14 protein-coding genes, 4 pseudogenes and 1 riboswitch are annotated in these 14,725 nt (G+C 67.3%); of the genes and pseudogenes, 10 read left to right on the top strand and 8 right to left on the bottom strand.

Features of this window, described 5'->3' with window-relative positions:
- Positions 1–255: 255 nt before the first annotated feature.
- Positions 256–951, bottom strand: coding sequence for a TetR/AcrR family transcriptional regulator (locus RM423_RS22265; protein ID WP_311425243.1), 696 nt, complete (start codon positions 949–951; stop codon positions 256–258).
- A 97-nt stretch (positions 952–1,048) separates the two neighbouring features.
- Between RM423_RS22265 and RM423_RS22260 the strand changes: the two genes are divergently transcribed.
- The 3 genes from RM423_RS22260 to RM423_RS22250 are packed head-to-tail and all read left to right on the top strand — an operon-like array spanning position 1,049 to position 2,705.
- Positions 1,049–1,744 carry an alpha/beta fold hydrolase gene (locus RM423_RS22260; protein ID WP_311425242.1) on the top strand — a complete coding sequence of 232 codons (696 nt, stop codon included), beginning with the start codon at positions 1,049–1,051 and terminating at the stop codon, positions 1,742–1,744.
- Positions 1,741–2,211, top strand: coding sequence for a DUF6640 family protein (locus RM423_RS22255; RefSeq protein WP_311425241.1), 471 nt, complete (start codon positions 1,741–1,743; stop codon positions 2,209–2,211). Before RM423_RS22260 ends, RM423_RS22255 begins: the two co-directional genes overlap by 4 nt.
- On the top strand, positions 2,211–2,705 hold the full coding sequence (locus tag RM423_RS22250) for an anthrone oxygenase family protein (protein WP_311425240.1): 495 nt from the start codon (positions 2,211–2,213) through the stop codon (positions 2,703–2,705). The genes RM423_RS22255 and RM423_RS22250 overlap by 1 nt, the downstream gene beginning before the upstream one ends.
- Before the next feature lie 281 nt (positions 2,706–2,986).
- On the opposite strand, the gene RM423_RS22245 is transcribed toward RM423_RS22250, so the two are convergent.
- A complete protein-coding gene (locus tag RM423_RS22245; protein WP_311425239.1) occupies positions 2,987–3,373 on the bottom strand; it encodes a hypothetical protein in 387 nt (128 codons plus the stop codon).
- Between the two features lie 243 nt (positions 3,374–3,616).
- On the opposite strand from RM423_RS22245, the gene RM423_RS22240 reads away from it, so the two are divergent.
- The 3 genes and pseudogenes from RM423_RS22240 to RM423_RS22230 all read left to right on the top strand — a co-directional run bounded on the left by RM423_RS22240 (position 3,617) and on the right by RM423_RS22230 (position 6,710).
- Positions 3,617–3,979, top strand: a complete 363-nt coding sequence (locus tag RM423_RS22240; RefSeq protein WP_311425238.1) for a hypothetical protein — start codon at positions 3,617–3,619, stop codon at positions 3,977–3,979.
- 61 nt (positions 3,980–4,040) lie between these two features.
- Positions 4,041–4,152, top strand: a riboswitch (TPP riboswitch).
- Between the two features lie 41 nt (positions 4,153–4,193).
- Positions 4,194–5,797, top strand: a pseudogene (thiC, locus tag RM423_RS22235) (phosphomethylpyrimidine synthase ThiC).
- Between the two features lie 139 nt (positions 5,798–5,936).
- Complete coding sequence (locus RM423_RS22230; protein WP_311425236.1) at positions 5,937–6,710, top strand: hypothetical protein; 774 nt, start codon at positions 5,937–5,939, stop codon at positions 6,708–6,710.
- 158 nt (positions 6,711–6,868) lie between these two features.
- On the opposite strand, the gene RM423_RS22225 is transcribed toward RM423_RS22230, so the two are convergent.
- Positions 6,869–7,222 carry a cupin domain-containing protein gene (locus RM423_RS22225; protein WP_311425235.1) on the bottom strand — a complete coding sequence of 118 codons (354 nt, stop codon included), beginning with the start codon at positions 7,220–7,222 and terminating at the stop codon, positions 6,869–6,871.
- A gap of 101 nt (positions 7,223–7,323) precedes the next feature.
- Between RM423_RS22225 and RM423_RS22220 the strand changes: the two are divergent.
- Positions 7,324–7,458, top strand: a pseudogene (locus RM423_RS22220) (DUF1348 family protein); the annotation flags it as partial.
- A 152-nt stretch (positions 7,459–7,610) separates the two neighbouring features.
- Here RM423_RS22220 and RM423_RS22215 read toward each other — a convergent pair.
- From RM423_RS22215 to RM423_RS22205, 3 genes and pseudogenes are all read right to left on the bottom strand, one after another.
- On the bottom strand, positions 7,611–8,084 hold the full coding sequence (locus tag RM423_RS22215; RefSeq protein ID WP_311425244.1) for a hypothetical protein: 474 nt from the start codon (positions 8,082–8,084) through the stop codon (positions 7,611–7,613).
- A 451-nt stretch (positions 8,085–8,535) separates the two neighbouring features.
- Positions 8,536–8,781 carry a hypothetical protein gene (locus RM423_RS22210; RefSeq protein ID WP_311425234.1) on the bottom strand — a complete coding sequence of 82 codons (246 nt, stop codon included), beginning with the start codon at positions 8,779–8,781 and terminating at the stop codon, positions 8,536–8,538.
- A gap of 357 nt (positions 8,782–9,138) precedes the next feature.
- Positions 9,139–9,535, bottom strand: a pseudogene (locus RM423_RS22205) (transposase); the annotation flags it as partial.
- 208 nt (positions 9,536–9,743) lie between these two features.
- Between RM423_RS22205 and RM423_RS22200 the strand changes: the two are divergent.
- Positions 9,744–11,585 (top strand): glycoside hydrolase family 15 protein, encoded by a 1,842-nt coding sequence (locus tag RM423_RS22200; RefSeq protein ID WP_311425233.1) that lies wholly within the window; start codon positions 9,744–9,746, stop codon positions 11,583–11,585.
- A gap of 22 nt (positions 11,586–11,607) precedes the next feature.
- A pseudogene (locus RM423_RS22195) lies at positions 11,608–11,781 on the top strand (SDR family NAD(P)-dependent oxidoreductase); the annotation flags it as partial.
- Positions 11,782–11,806: 25 nt separating this feature from the next.
- On the opposite strand, the gene RM423_RS22190 reads toward RM423_RS22195, so the two are convergent.
- Positions 11,807–12,907 (bottom strand): zinc-binding dehydrogenase, encoded by a 1,101-nt coding sequence (locus tag RM423_RS22190; protein WP_311425232.1) that lies wholly within the window; start codon positions 12,905–12,907, stop codon positions 11,807–11,809.
- Positions 12,908–12,973: 66 nt separating this feature from the next.
- Between RM423_RS22190 and RM423_RS22185 the strand changes: the two genes are divergently transcribed.
- Positions 12,974–13,759 carry a helix-turn-helix transcriptional regulator gene (locus RM423_RS22185; protein WP_311425231.1) on the top strand — a complete coding sequence of 262 codons (786 nt, stop codon included), beginning with the start codon at positions 12,974–12,976 and terminating at the stop codon, positions 13,757–13,759.
- Between the two features lie 305 nt (positions 13,760–14,064).
- Here RM423_RS22185 and RM423_RS22180 read toward each other — a convergent pair whose 3' ends face one another.
- Entirely contained in the window at positions 14,065–14,499 is a 435-nt protein-coding gene (locus tag RM423_RS22180; protein ID WP_311425230.1) for a VOC family protein, read from the bottom strand.
- Positions 14,500–14,725 lie beyond the last annotated feature (226 nt).

Genomic DNA, 14,725 nt, shown 5'->3' with positions numbered 1-14,725 from the left:
GGCAGCGACGGCGTCCGCGTCCAACGGGTCAACTCGGCGCGGTCCTCAGCGGGCATCTGCACGGCAACAGTCAACGACATACACCATGCTACCGCGAGGTACAGCTACTTCATTCACGCAACACTAGGAAGTGAGACGCCAGCTTCAGGCTTCCGGCCCGAGGGGGCGGTGGACGCCAGACCTCATCGCCTGCGCGGTCACCGTTGCGCCGATACCAGGCCGCTAGCCAGATCTCGCTCACGACGGCCGCAGGGTCTACTCGAGCTCGCGCTGCCGACTGTCACGAGAAGAGTGCTGGGGCAGCGTCAAGGCTGCGATCAGTGTGGTGCTCAACCAGTGTTCGAACTCGTCGGGCGTCCGGCCGGCCCGGTCGATCACCGCGTCGTAGACCTCCGGGCTGGCCAGCGCCCACAGCGTCAGGAAGACCGTGTCTGCGTCCAGGTCCGGGCGCAGTGCCGACGGCGGGATCTGCGTGGCCGCGGCCCGGAGCGCGGCGTCCGCTTGCGACTGCACGGCGAGCCAGTCCTCGGCCAGGGTCGGTTCGACCGCCACCGCCTCGCGGTAGAGGCGGCGGTAGGCCGTCGTCCGCGTGGTTACCGCGACGAACACCCGCGCCACCGCCCGCAGGTAGGCGGTGATGTCCGGGTCAGTGCCGACGGCGGCCGTCAGCTCGGCGCGGACCGCCGCTGGCCAGTCCTCCGACTCGGGCCCACCAGCGGCTGCGGTCGCCGCTGCTCGGAAGACGTCCCGCTTGCTGCCGCACGCCAGGTAGAGCGTCTGCAGCGAGACTCCGGCCTGATCGGTGATCGCGGACACTGTGGTGGCGGCATAGCCGCGCTCCCGGAACAACCGGTCCGCCGCTTCAACCAGCCGCACCCGAGTGCGGCGTCGGCTCTCCTCGCCGGCCTCGCGCCGCCGCCGGTACCGGTCCTCGACCTCCTCGGGATTCACCGAGGCAATCTATCTCATCACAGTTCCGCTCAAGTTGAGCTACGCTCCAGTGGAGCGTCGCTCTATGGAGCGTCGTCGAAACCGCGGAGGAGACGGCATGACCCAGCAGGACCATGTGGCAGTGCGGACGCTCGAGTCCGGCCCTGCTGTTCTCGCTGTCCACGGCGGGGGCGGACCGGAGTCGATGCGGCAGATCGTGGAGGGACTGAGCGTCGATCACGGGGTGCTGCTGCCGACCCATCCCGGCTGGGCCGGGCAGCCACGAGACCCCGCGATCAGATCCGTGCCCGACCTCGCTCAGCGCTGCCTGAGGCTGCTGCTGGACTCGGACCTGTCCGACGTCACCGTCGTGGCCAGCTCGTTCGGGGGATGGGTGGCGGCCGAGCTGGCCCTGCTCGCACCCCGCGGCGTGATCGGGCGGATGGTCCTGCTCAACCCCGTCGGGCCGGCACCCACGCAGCCCGAGATGGCCCACCGACGTCCTCCCCAGACGCCTGAGGTCGTGGGCCCGTCTTTGGACCTGGTGCGCAGCTACACCGGCCCGGCGATGTGCAGCCCGGACCTGTCCGAACGCCTGAGTGCCATCGAGCAGCCCATCCTGGTCGTGTGGGGAGCCGATGACCCGGTGCTCCCGCTGGCCTACGGCCAGCGAATGGCCGCCGACCTGGGCGACGCGACGTGCGTCGCCGTGCCCGGCGCCGGGCACCTGCCGCACGAGGACGCGCCGGAGCAGACCCTGGCCGTGATCCGCGGCTTCCTGGACTCGACACGAGTGGCGCGGGTGACCCGTTGAGGCCCGCGACCCGGCGTCTGTTGGGGCAGGCACTGGTCACCGCAGGGGCGCTGGTACCCGCCGTCGGCTCCTTCGTCGCCGACTGGAGCCCGACGCACGTCTACAACCCCGACTGGTCGGCGCACGCCAAGTTCCACCTCGGCCAGACACTGGCCCTTGCCGCGGGGTCCTCCGCCGTCAGCATCTGGCTGACCTGGCGACCTCGGCCCAGCGATGCGCGGCTGCGCGGCGCGCTGCTGGCCGGAGGGCTGTTCTGGCTCACCCAGCTGCCGGCCCTCCTCGTCCCGGGCGCCGCCCTGGTGGATCCCGACACGCCGACCCAGCCGTTCGACCTCTGGGGCCTGCCGGTCAACCAGATCACCGTCACCGGGGTGGTGATCGTGCCGCTGCTGGTCGTGGGGTACTACCTGCAGCGGGGCGCGATGGCCGACCGGACACCGGCCGGAATTCGGGAGAGGACGGCGTGATGAGGGCCGCGCGCACGGTGCACGCCTCCAGACGGGCACGCAGCGCACGGGTCACCGCAGTCGTGTCATCGGTCTTGTCCAGCGGTGTGCTCTTCGGGACCGTCGCCAGCCTCACCCCGTCGAAGCGGGGCTTCGACAGCTCCACCTACACGACCGTTCAGCAAGCCACGGTCCGCAACCTCCGGCCAATCATGGGCGTGCTGCTGCCAACCTCAGTGCTCGCCAACCTCGCCGTGCTCATCACCACCGACCGCGCCGACCCCAGCGCACGGCGAAACGCCCTGACCGGACTGCTCGGCCCGCTGACCTCACTCCTGCTCACCGCGCGATGGGAGCTGCCGATGAACTCCCAGGTGCTCGCCTGGCATCCGGACAACCCGCCGGCGGACTGGACGGCCACCCGCGATCGCTGGGAGATGGTGCACCTGATCCGGACAGCAACAGCTCTCATCGGTTTGTCCGGCACCCTTGCAGCACCCTCGACGCAGACCTGAGCGGCGTCGGCACAGCTCCCATCGGGAAACTGTGCCTCGCGCACGCGGTCGACGGGGCCGCTGCGCCGATAAGGAGCCGTTAAGTCGCCCTGGCTGCTCAGAAGCCCCTGACCCCCATCCACGGGCCAGCCGCCCTGGATCGGGGCGTCTCACTTCCAAAGAAGTGAGACGGTCGGTCAAGGCCACCTGCTCGGCCTGTTGAACCTGATCGTTGGAGCGCCTCCAGTTCAGCAGAGCTTTGCTGGCGCTCGCGGAGAAGGATCGGCTCCGCGAACAGCCAGCTACTCCACCGTCGGACGACTCATCCGACGGGCCGGCCGCAGCGTGACACCAGCTCGAAGCAGGTAGTTGCGGATGGTGTTATGGCCGACACCGAACTGCGGGCCGAGCTGCTTCAGGGTGGTGCCGGCTTGGTAGAGGCGGATTATCTCGGGGAGCTGGTCGTCGGTCAGGACCTTCTGGGGCCGAGGCTGGGTGTCAGACCGGACGAGGTGGTCGTAGACGGTTCGTTTGTAGATCCCGAATGCCCGGGCAAGTTCAGCCAAGCTGGCGCCGGCTTCGTAGCGTTCCACCAGCTTGGCGATGTCAGCCGGGTCGAGCCGGCGCTGGTGCTGTCGTAGCTCGAGCCGAACGTTCTGCTCCTGCTCGGTTGGGATGCTGGCCTGCACAACAGCGGCCCGAGATCGCGGTAGACCAGACGTTGCAGCCCTGGTCGTGATCTTGAGAGCTCGAACCAACGGGGGTGGAAGGCTTGAAAGGCACTCTCTCAGGTGCACCAGAGCGACGTCTTTCAAACCTGCACCCCGTTGAACGGGTGCAGGTTATTCTTTTCTGGCCGTTGTGTCCGAATGCGCTTGATGTAGACGGCGTTCTTCTCGGACATGAGTTATCCGTTGATCCACACTGCGAACGTGCCGTACACCATCGTGCGCGCGACACAGTTCTTCGAGTTCCTCCGCGCTATCGCCGACTCCGCGACCGACGATGACACCGTGCGGGTCTCATCCGCGCGGCTGCAGCCGATCGCCGCCCAGGACGTCGCCGGCGCGGTGAGCGAGATCGCCTTCTCTGACCCGGTAACGGAGTCGTCGAGGTGGCCGGGCCAGAAGCGATGGACTGGACGTGCTGATCCGCGACGTCCTGGTGAGCTGTTCGGCGACTCGCATCGTCACCGCCGCGACCAGAACCGAACCAGGAGCCACCATCATCGTGGCGCCCATCGTTTGACCGCAGTACGACGCCGGGTGCGCACGTATGCGCCGATGCGGGGATAGTCGCTGGGGCGCTGGCCGGGGGGCTCGGGGTAGAGGTTGTTGATGGTGCGAGGATGAGTGGGTATCGACCCGCGGGAGCCTGGTGTGCCGGGCTGAGAGGGGGGCATTTTCAGCCCCCGACCGCTGAACCTGATCCGGGTAATGCCGGCGCAGGAAGGGAGCGCTCCTTCGTGGCGTCAGCTTGCCCAACCATCGAGTGGAAGGTGTTGGTGGTATGAAGCGCAAGGTGTGTGTAGAGGGTTCTCGCACTGATGTGCAGGTCCCGTTCAGTGAGATCGGCTTGTCCGGCGGCGAGCCGTCGCTGCGGCTTTATGACACGTCGGGTCCGGGGAGTGATCCCGAGGTGGGGTTGGCTGCGCTGCGGCAGTCGTGGATCTGGGAGCGTGGCGATGTGGAGTCGGTGCCCGCGCAGGGTTCAGCGAACGCGGGGCGAACGGTGCTGCGGGCCAAGGCCGGCAGAACGGTGACGCAGCTCGGGTATGCCCGGGCCGGTGTGGTGACGCCGGAGATGGAGTTCGCCGCAATCCGCGAAGGTCTGGAGCCGGAGATCGTGCGGGGAGAGATCGCGGCTGGGCGTGCGATCCTGCCGAACAACATCAACCATCCTGAATCCGAGCCGATGCTGATCGGTGAGCGGTTCCTGGTGAAGATAAACGCCAACATCGGCACCTCCGCGGTGTCGTCCTCGATCGCTGAGGAGGTGGACAAGTTGACCTGGGCCTGTAAGTGGGGTGCTGACACGGTGATGGATCTGTCGGCCGGCAAGCACATCCATCAGACTCGCGAGGGGATCGTGCGGAACTCGCCCGTGCCGATCGGGACGGTGCCGCTGTATCAGGCGTTGGAGAAGGTGGACGGTGACCCGCAGCAGTTGTCGTGGGAGGTGTATCGGGACACCGTGATCGAGCAGGCCGAGCAGGGTGTGGACTACATGACCGTGCACGCCGGGGTGCTGCTACGTCACGTCCCCCTCGCCGCGGACCGGGTCACGGGCATCGTGTCGCGCGGCGGGTCGATCATGGCGGCGTGGTCGCTGGCCCGGCACGAGGAGAACTTCCTCTACACCCGCTTCCGGGCACTGTGTGAGATCTTCGCGGCCTATGACATCGCGTTCTCCCTCGGCGACGGGCTACGACCGGGGTCGATCGCTGATGCCAACGACGCGGCGCAGTTCGCCGAGCTGAGGACCCAGGGCGAGCTGACCAAGATCGCGTGGGAGTACGACGTGCAGGTGATGAACGAGGGCCCCGGGCATGTTCCGATGCACAAGATCAAGGAGAACGTCGACAAGCAGAAGGAATGGTGCGCCAACGCGCCGTTCTACACCCTCGGCCCGCTGACCACCGACATCGCACCGGCCTATGACCACATCACCTCCGCGATCGGCGCGGCGATGATCGCCATGTTCGGCACCGCAATGCTGTGCTACGTCACCCCGAAGGAGCACCTCGGCCTGCCGAACCGTGATGACGTCAAAGCGGGTGTGATCGCCTACAAGATCGCCGCGCACGCCGCTGACCTGGCGAAGGGGCACCCAGGTGCGCAGGCGTGGGACGACGCGCTGTCCAAGGCGAGGTTCGACTTCCGGTGGGAGGACCAGTTCGGCCTAGCCCTTGACCCTGACACCGCGCGGTCCTACCACGACGAAACGCTGCCGGCCTCGCCGGCGAAGACCGCGCATTTCTGCTCGATGTGCGGACCAAAATTCTGCTCGATGAAGATCTCTCACGAGCTCAAGGACCTCACCGCCGAGGGCATGCGCCGCAAATCCTGGAGTTCGTCGAAGCCGGCGCCCAAGTGTACCTGCCTGTCGACTGACCTAGGGCAGGCGGCGACGAGCCGGCAGCGGGGCGCCCTCGTGTGAGTTTCGTGTTGTCTTTTTAAGACAAGAGTGTCATGGTGGGTTACCGATTACTCACTCTGAGTAGTCGGACAACGACTATGGAATGGAACTTCGATGAGTACATCAGCACGCGCCGCGGGCTCGGGTCTCGCCTTTCTCGCCGCCTGCGCGGTGATCGGCGGTGGGGGTGTTGCCTTCGCCGCGCCGTCTCAAGCCTCCGGGCCGCATAGCAAGCCGGCGTCGCACGGGCACCCCGCCTCCCACAAGCCGGTCGACCACCTCGCCGGACAGCGCGCAGGTGCTGGTCACGCGCTGGCTGCTGACACCGCCCGGGTGACCCGGATCGCCTCGGCCGAGACAGCCTCGTCGGTGCTGTCCGTCGTGAACAAGGCGGCCCTTGCCACCGCATCCTCCGCCGATCTCGCGGCGCTGAGCACCGATAAGGGCACTGTCGCGAGCGCGACGACGGCAGCTCAGATCCGGGCCGCGATACTGGCCGGCGCGCGGACCGCCCGGGGCGCGCAGCTTCAACTGCAGCTCCTGACCTCGGCCGACCAGGCCCAGCTCAGCGTCGCGACGCTCACCTCAAGCGCCGCCGCCTTGGCCGCCCAGGCGCAAACCCTGCAAGACAATGGAACTGACACCAGCACTGTCACTACTCCGCTTGCCGACCTCGCCACCGCGCTCGCCCAGGCCGACGCCGACATCCAGACCGCGACGGCCACCGCCCTCGCGGTTCCCGCGAGCCCGACGGACGCGCAGCTGCACACAGCCACCGTGACCGCCCGCCAGCAACTCGCTGCCGCAGCCACGGCGCTGGACGTCGCGACCCAGGACCTGTCCACCGCCACCGACGCCCTCACCGCGCTGCAGACCCCGACGGCCTGACCGCCGGGGCCACGGGCCACGTTCGCTGCCGCGCGTCGTGAGCGGCGGCTGGCCGATCTGGACCGGGCCTGCCGGACCGTCACCCCCGAACAGGCGGGGTTACGGGTCGGCGTCGGACGTCATCGGTATCACCGGAGAGGTCGACCTCCCCGCCATCCTTACTCGAGTCGCCGGCCGGTGTTGCCCTGTTCGGTGCCGTCCTGTGTCGTGCCTCGGGGTTCAACCATGACGATGCGCGTTCCCGGCTCTGCCCGCGGTCGGTGCTGCACGCCACGCGGCACCGTGAACACATCCATCGGCTCCAGCGTCACCGACCGGTCCGGGAGGTCAAGATGCAACCGCCCAGCGACCACGAGGAAGACCTCGTCGGTGTCGTCGTGCGCGTGCTCGGCGAACTTGCCCTCCACGTTCGCTGCCTTGATGTCGTAGTCATTGACCTCACCGACGACGTGCGGCGACCACATCTCAGGCACTTGGTTGAGGACATCGTGGACGTTCCGTTTCTCTGTCACCGTCTCAGTATCCCGGCAGCACGTCGGGCGGTGGGCTTTCGACGGCTGGTGAGATCGTGAACTGCCTTCTGCGCGCGGTCCAGCACGGCGGTCGGCGCGGTGGCGGGTGGTGGCGCAGCTACGGCAACGAACTCTGGCAATTCGATGCGCAGGGCTTCATGAACCGGCGTGAGGCCAGCATCAACGACCTGGCTGTCACCGAGGACGAGCGCTGCATCTTCGGTCCGCGCCCGGACACCGGATATCCAGCTCGCCAGCCGCGCTCCGCAGGGCGCGCTCGACCGGGTGGCCGACGCGCCAGCCGGACGATGGGACCGCCGTGGCCGGGGACATCGTTCTATCCCCGGCCACGGTGTCGCTCCAGGACGTGCGCGGCTGCGGTGTGGCGTCAGCCGCCGGTGGACGTGCCGATTGGCGGTCCGGCCGGGCGGTCCTTGGCCTCGTCCCCGGCGTGGAGCTTGTCGATGATCGTCGTCCCGTTGACTGTCTGGGTGTTGAAGGTGACCGCGTCACCGACGGCGAGGTTGCTGAGCTGCGCCTCGCCGTTCTTGTCGATGTCGCTGGTGGAGGTGACGCCGTAGGTCGTCGTGCCGGCGGTGGTCTTGATCGTCACCGAGTTCGTCCCGACGGCGGAGACGGTGCCGCTGTTGGCCGGTATGTGGTATCCGCGGCCGGAGTTGCTGCTCGATGAGGAGTCGGTGGCCCCGGGGCTGGCCGTCGTGGCGGCGCCGGCACCGACGGTGCTGGCGATGACGACTCCGGCGGCGCCGCCGGCGAGGATCCCGAGGATGCCGATCGTCAGACCGCGACCCGGCCCCGTCGATGCGGGAGGCGTCGGCGGGGCCGGGTAGTGGAGGCTCATGGTGGGTCCTTTCTTCGGCCGCGATGGTGCGGCGGTGGGTGTCATCCGGCAGGCGCCGGCGACATCAGGGCTACGCCGAGAGGTGCTCGGCGTAGCGGCTCAGGAGGGCCGTGCTTGATGAGGGTCGTGGTGCCGTCGGACCAGACGACAAAGGCCTGATCGGCCGGGACAGGTCTCGAGCCATCGCGCGGCGTCCGGCCCCCTGCGCGTAGGCGGCGGTGGCATCGATGTCGGCCCAGGCCAGGATGTTGCCGGGATTGGAGATTGAAGTCATTGGTCGAGGTCCGCGGGGGCAGGCCACGGCGTCGTGCCACGACTCCAAGTCACGTCTCGCCGAGTGAGGAGTTCGGACAGGGCCGCTTGCAGCCCCTCGACAGGAAGGGTATGCGACGCCGATGGACGACGGGCCGACGGGCCGACGGTCAATGAAGTCCTTGTAGTCACGACTCATTTATCGTCGGCCGGGCTTGCGTTCACCTGCCGAGTACCTGAGAGTTAGCTGCCAGCCCCCGATGCGGTGATCCATCGCGACGGCCACGGTGTTGCCGTTGCGCCCGGAGCCGGCCGCCCAGTCGGTGAGGTTGAACGGTACCGAGCTGGTCGATCCATCGGTGTGGGTGATGCTCGCCTGCGAGGTGACGTCACCGCCGTGCGCCGCTCCGATCAGGTGCAGGGCTGAGAAGTTTCCGTCAGGCACGGCGAGTTGCTGGCCGCGGGCGGTGACGAAGTTCTTGTTCGTGGCACTCCGTCCGGCATCGAGTAGCCAATGTTATCAAGGGTGAACGATCCTGCAGGCGGGAGCAGTGCCGCGTCGTAACTCCAGCCGGAGCTGTAGAAGTTCCCGGAGTCCGGAGCCGTAACGGTGGCCGTTCCGTCCAGGTCCGCATCCGATGACAGGTCGAGCCCACAGCCGCCTCCCGAGGTGGCCACGCAACCGACATCCTTCAGTTCGATTACCGCGGTCCGCACCACCGGCGCGACGCCGGCAGCTCGGACAGTGACCGTGACCGGGTAGCGCCCAGGCGTGGCGTGTGGCGGAACATCGAGCCGGATGGGCAACGACATCGATCACGACCGGACTGTCCGCGTCGGCGGCGTGGTTCGGGGCGTGCTGCCCGGCCGCGGCCCACACCCTGGCCCGCGCTGCGGCGCGGGCCGCGTCGATCGCCGCCAACGCCCGGTCGGCGTCGGCGGCGAGGGTGTCGACCAACCGCGAGACGGTCGGGTCCGAGGCGACCGGCCCGAACAACGCCGGCTCTGCGCGCAGCACCGCGACGTCGGCCAGGCAGTCCCCGCCGACGGCCAGCGCGAGCGCCAAATCGGTGACGATCTTTCCGGGGTCGTGACGGCCAGGGGCTTGCGCCACCGCGCCAAACCTGCGACAGCCCTCGGTCCAGCCCCGCGGCACGGACCGTCTCCACCAAAGCGACCGCTCCGGCTTGCGATGCGATCTTGGTCGCTGCCGTGTCGATGTGGACACGCGGATACAACCCGATACTCTTCACCCTGAAGGTGCTCCTTGCTCAACGACGACTTGGCCTCAAGAACCTCGATCATCGTTGGCCTGGAGCACTTTTCAGTTCACCGGCACGCCGCCACCATGAAAGCCCCCGGGCTAACCCCGTCGCCCAACCGCAAATCGACAGTCGAGGAGACATCATGGCGCAACCAGGCGATCGGTGGCGGCAGCCGGGCATCGGTGACTACAGCTTCCTGTCCGATTGCGCTTCGGCGGCGCTGGTCGATCGGGACGCGTCGATCGACTGGTGGTGTGTGCCGCGGTTCGACTCGCCGTCGGTGTTCGGGCGACTGCTCGACCCCGAGGCCGGTCACTGGACGCTGCACCCGACCGGCGACTTCGAGTCGACGCGACGCTACGTGGAGGACACCCTCGTGCTGTGCACCCGATTCGTCACGCCGACCGGCACGGTGACGGTCACAGACACGCTGGCCTTCGAGTACGGCGCCCGCGGCCATGAGATCGGACTGCGCAGCCCGCACATCCTGCTGCGCAACGTCGAGGGCCTTCACGGCTCAGTCCAGATGCATAGCGAGTTCGCGCCTCGGATGGAGTACGGCCGCACCCGGCCCCATCTTCGGGTCACCGAGTCCGGTGTCGAGGCGCGCGGCGGTCCAGTTCGGCTGATGTGCTCCGGGCCGGTGACCTGGGAATGCGTAGACAGTCGCGCTGTCACGACGTTTGACGTGTCGGCCGGGCATAGAACCGAGCTCCGGGTTGGCTACGTCGCGTCCTTCGAACCGCCGGCGGCGCGCGATCGTCCGTCTGAGGACGCCCCGCAGGCGACGGTGGACGACACGATCGCGGCGTGGCAGTCCTGGGCAGCCGAGCACACCAGCTACGACGGCGCGTTTCCGGCAGAGGTTCGGCGCAGCTCGCTCGTGCTGCAGGGGCTCACCTTCCAACCCTCGGGCGCGGTGGTCGCTGCCGCGACCACCTCGCTGCCCGAGGTGATGGGAGGTGAGTTCAACTTCGACTACCGCTTCGCCTGGCTGCGCGATCTGAGCCTGACGATCCGGTCGCTGTGGCTGGCGGCCTGTCCGCACGAGCCGGACCGCCTGTTTCGCTGGTTCGCCAACGCGGCCGGGCACCTCGGTGATGAGCTGGTGCAGATCATGTACGGCGTCGAGGGCGAACGTGACCTCACCGAACGCGAGCTGGGCAACCTTGCCGGCTACCGCGGCAATCGGCCGGTACGGGTCGGCAATAATGCCTGGGAGCAGAAGCAACTCGACGTCCTCGGTGAGGTCCTCGACGCCGCGTACATCCTGCGCGATTCCCTCGGCGATCTCGACCACCCGGTGCAGCACCTGCTGGTCACCTTCGCCGACCGAGCGGCGAAGGACTGGCCGCAACCGGACTCCGGCATGTGGGAAACCCGCGACGCGGTGCGCCACTACACCTCCTCGAAGGTCATGTGCTGGGTCGCCCTGGACCGGGCCGTCACACTTGCCTCGCGCATCAGCGCGACCTCCGACGCCGTCGCGCGCTGGGCCGCGGCCCGTGACGACGTGCACGCCGCGGTCGTGGATCAGGCCTGGAGCGAATCGCTGGGCGCCTACGCCGGCGCCTTCGGCTCGGACGATCTGGACGCCTCGGTGCTCATCCTGCCCCTCGTCGGCTTCCTTCCCGCGTCCAACGCGCGGATGCGGGCGACCATCGAGGTCATCGACACGCAGCTCGGCTCCGGCGGGCTCGTCCGCCGCTGGTCGGCTGAACCGCACGGCTTCCTGATCTGCACCTACTGGCTCGTCGAGTGCCTGGCACTGGGCGGGCAGTCCGAGCGGGCCGAGGAGATCTTTCGCTTAGCGACCTCCTACGCCAACGACCTGGGGCTGCTGTCCGAACAGGCCGACCAGACCAGTCGGGAACTGCTGGGCAACATGCCACAGGCGTTCTCCCACGTCGGACTGATCAACGCCGCCTGGCGTCTCGCCCACTCATCCACCGATTTCGCCGATACACCTGGAGGACCAGCATGACCACTGACCAGCAACGGGAAGACTGGTCGGCAAGGTCGCCCTGATCACCGGATCAGACTCCGGCATCGGGCAGGCCACCGCAATCGAGTTCGCCCGCGAGGGCACCGACGTCGTCTTCCACTACCTGCACGACAAGCACGGCGCAGCCCACACCAAGGCTGAAGTCGAGGCGACCGGGCGGCGAGCCATCCTGATGTCCTGTCGTTATTGGCCAGCATGGGTCACGTGGTCGGGACCGCCGCGGATTGTGGAACGAGGACGACGAAATCCAGGCCGGACGTCGTGGCTGCCAGGGCGACGGCTGTGTCGGGTTCGTGTAGTCCGACCGTGTGAATCGAGAGGGCGTTGAGGTCGAGGAGGCCCGCTCGGATCATGCGCCAGACGGCCAGGATCGTGTCCGTCGTCGCCATCCACGAGCCACGCACGGTGAGGCGGCGGTGCATGAGGTCGTCATATGGCAGGGGGATTTCCTGGTGGCTGCCACCGACCAGGACGAGGGTGCCGCCGTTGCGGAGGTTGTCGTAGCCGGCAAGGATCGGCGCCGTCGTAGGAACCGCTCCGAGGGTGTCGATGACGACGTCGGCATCGGCGCCACCGGCCTGTGCGATCGCTTCGGCGTCGCGGGCACGGTCGCCTGAGAGGGTGACGGATGTGACTCGGGCGTCGAGGGCGCCGAGTCGAGCGAGCATCGTCTGGTTGCGACCGACAGCCACGACCTGTGATGCTCCTCGGGCCAGAGCCACGAGTACGGCTCCGGTGCCCAATTGGCCCGTTGCTCCGAGCACGACGACCGCATGGCCTGCGCTGAGCTGAGCCTGCTCGAGGCCTTCGGCGGCAATCGTCATCCAGGGCAGGGCCGCCAGCGTCCGGATGTCGGCCCAGTCGTCGGCTCCTGGCAGCGCGATGAGTGTCTCCTTGGCGCAGAGAGCTCGCTCGGCGAACACTCCATCACGCCACAGGGATCGCATGCTTGTCGTCGTGGCCGTGGCGTTTCCTCTGCCGCCGATGCCGGTCCAGCCGACGAGGATCTCCTCGCTGGCGCCGACTCGACCGGAACCCAGGAGGACGGAGTCGACGACGATGTCGCCCGGGACGACACCGAAGACGTCGTCTGCCACTTCGAGCACCCGCCCGATGCATCCCGTGCCCAGAGTCAGGGGTGTCGGCAAGGAACCGCGAGAGCCATACGTCAACACACCCGTGTAGGCGGGGATGTGCGCTGAGAGCACCTCGATCACCGCGCCGCCACCCCGAAGGGTGGGTTCGGGCGCTTCCACGAGTTCGAGGGGTCTGCCGAGTTCTTCTAATCTCCAGGTCTTCATGCGGTCTACTATCGACACGACTCAGGGTGGTATCCAGAGCCGTCTTATCCTGGTATCGGGAGTGTTATGCAGAGTGGAGACGGCCGATCTCGCGGAAGCAACCTCGGGGCCTTCCTCCGAAGTCGGCGTGAACGGTTGACTCCCGAGGCTGCGGGCATCCAGATGACAGGACGGCGCCGGACGCCCGGACTTCGTCGTGAAGAGATAGCCGTTCTGGCCGGGATCAGCACCACCTGGTACACCTACCTTGAGCAAGGGCGCGAGGTGCGCCCCTCAGTGCAGGTCGTGGAGGCTCTGGCTCGCGCACTCAACCTGGATCGCGCCGAACGCCTCCATCTTCATTACCTGGCCGGCACTGGTCTGGCACCCGCGAGTGACGACACCGAGACCCTTTCTGTCAGCACAGCGAGAGTGGTCGGTCTGCTCGACCCTGCGCCGGCCTACATCACGGGCCTCAGCTATGACGTCCTCGCCTATAACGCCGCGGCGTCCGAGCTTTTTCCGAGTCTCGTCGCGGACCCTGGACCCAATCTGGCCCGATGGGTTCTCCTCGATCCCGCCGCCCGTGAGGTGCTTGTCGACTGGTCGGAGGTCGCGAGGGACATCGTCGCACGACTTAGGGGCACCCTCGGACGCCGTCCGAACGACGGGCGCCTCGCGTGTCTCGTCGAAGAACTCCGCAGCATCAGCAGTGAGGCCGAAACCTGGTGGTCGAGCCAGGACGTCCGGGCACAACGCCCCGGTATCAAACGGGTCAGACACCCACTCCGCGGCGTAATCATCCTGGAACACAGCTCGTTCCAGGTCACTGACCGCCCGGAACAGACTCTCGTCATCTATTGGAATACGTGAACGGCCGCGAACAGGGGTGCTGAGATGCACCGTCCGAAAACAACCGGACATGGCGGATTACACCTGCAACGACACCTTGCGTGTTCCGTTCCGGGGAGCGTGCATCTCGATCGGCGTCTCGGCGGCCGGCTTGTCAGCAGGTTGGTGAATTCCGTCCCAGTTGCCGGGTGATTCTGGTGACGGCACCGACCTGCGCCAGAAAGTTTTGGGCGAGGCCCCTTCTCCGGTCAGGTCGTCCGGTACGGCGTCCGGCGTCATCAGATTTGCCTTCTCGTTCCCGTAGCTTCTCGTCGTTGTAGGGGGACTCAGACTGCGAAGAGCTGGGAGAGGTCCTGAAAGGCCTTGAATTCCAGAGCATTGCCCGAGGGGTAGAGGAAAAACATTGTCCACTGCTCGCCGGGCTCGCCCTCGAAGCGGACGTAGGGCTCGATGACGAAGTCTGTGCCGGCATCGGTGAGCCGCTGCGCGAGCGCTTGGAAGCGCTCGACCGGAAGTACCAGACCGAAGTGCGGGACGGGCACGTCGTGGCCGTCGACCGGGTTGGTACCGGCCGCGGCATTGACATGGTCGTCGACCTGGTGCGTCACAACCTGATGGCCGCCGAAATCCCAGTCTGTCCATCGCTCTGCCGAGCGTCCGCGGCCGAAGCCCAGGACGTCGCCGTAGAAGGCACGTGCGGCGTCGATGTCGTGGACCGGTATGGCTAGGTGGAAGGGAACCAGAGTCGTCGAAGCAGTCATCTGGGTAGTTTATTGCGCTCACAGTGAAAAATAACTGCGCTCGCCATCGACCCCGCATGAACTCGCTCCATCGGGTCAGGCCGACATTGAGTTCCTGTCGCTAGTGTTGCGTGAATGAAGTAGCTGTACCTCGCGGTAGCATGGTGTATGTCGTTGACTGTTGCCGTGCAGATGCCCGCTGAGGACCGCGCCGAGTTGACCCGTTGGACGCGGACGCCGTCGCTGC

Origin of the sequence: Jatrophihabitans lederbergiae (assembly GCF_031845305.1) — a bacterium.
GTDB classification, from domain to species: Bacteria; Actinomycetota; Actinomycetes; order Mycobacteriales; family Jatrophihabitantaceae; genus Jatrophihabitans_A; species Jatrophihabitans_A lederbergiae.
The sequence above is the reverse complement of the archived record's forward strand: the minus strand, read 5'-3'. Positions and strand labels throughout refer to the sequence as shown.

Excerpts from the sequence above, each read along its gene's own strand:
- RM423_RS22260 (WP_311425242.1), top strand. The coding sequence starts at position 1,049 with ATGACCCAGCAGGACCATGTGGCAGTGCGGACGCTCGAGTCCGGCCCT.
- RM423_RS22250 (WP_311425240.1), top strand. The coding sequence starts at position 2,211 with ATGAGGGCCGCGCGCACGGTGCACGCCTCCAGACGGGCACGCAGCGCA.
- RM423_RS22230 (WP_311425236.1), top strand. The coding sequence starts at position 5,937 with ATGAGTACATCAGCACGCGCCGCGGGCTCGGGTCTCGCCTTTCTCGCC.
- RM423_RS22215 (WP_311425244.1), bottom strand. The coding sequence starts at position 8,084 with ATGAGCCTCCACTACCCGGCCCCGCCGACGCCTCCCGCATCGACGGGG.
- RM423_RS22200 (WP_311425233.1), top strand. The coding sequence starts at position 9,744 with ATGGCGCAACCAGGCGATCGGTGGCGGCAGCCGGGCATCGGTGACTAC.
- RM423_RS22190 (WP_311425232.1), bottom strand. The coding sequence starts at position 12,907 with ATGAAGACCTGGAGATTAGAAGAACTCGGCAGACCCCTCGAACTCGTG.
- RM423_RS22185 (WP_311425231.1), top strand. The coding sequence starts at position 12,974 with ATGCAGAGTGGAGACGGCCGATCTCGCGGAAGCAACCTCGGGGCCTTC.
- RM423_RS22180 (WP_311425230.1), bottom strand. The coding sequence starts at position 14,499 with ATGACTGCTTCGACGACTCTGGTTCCCTTCCACCTAGCCATACCGGTC.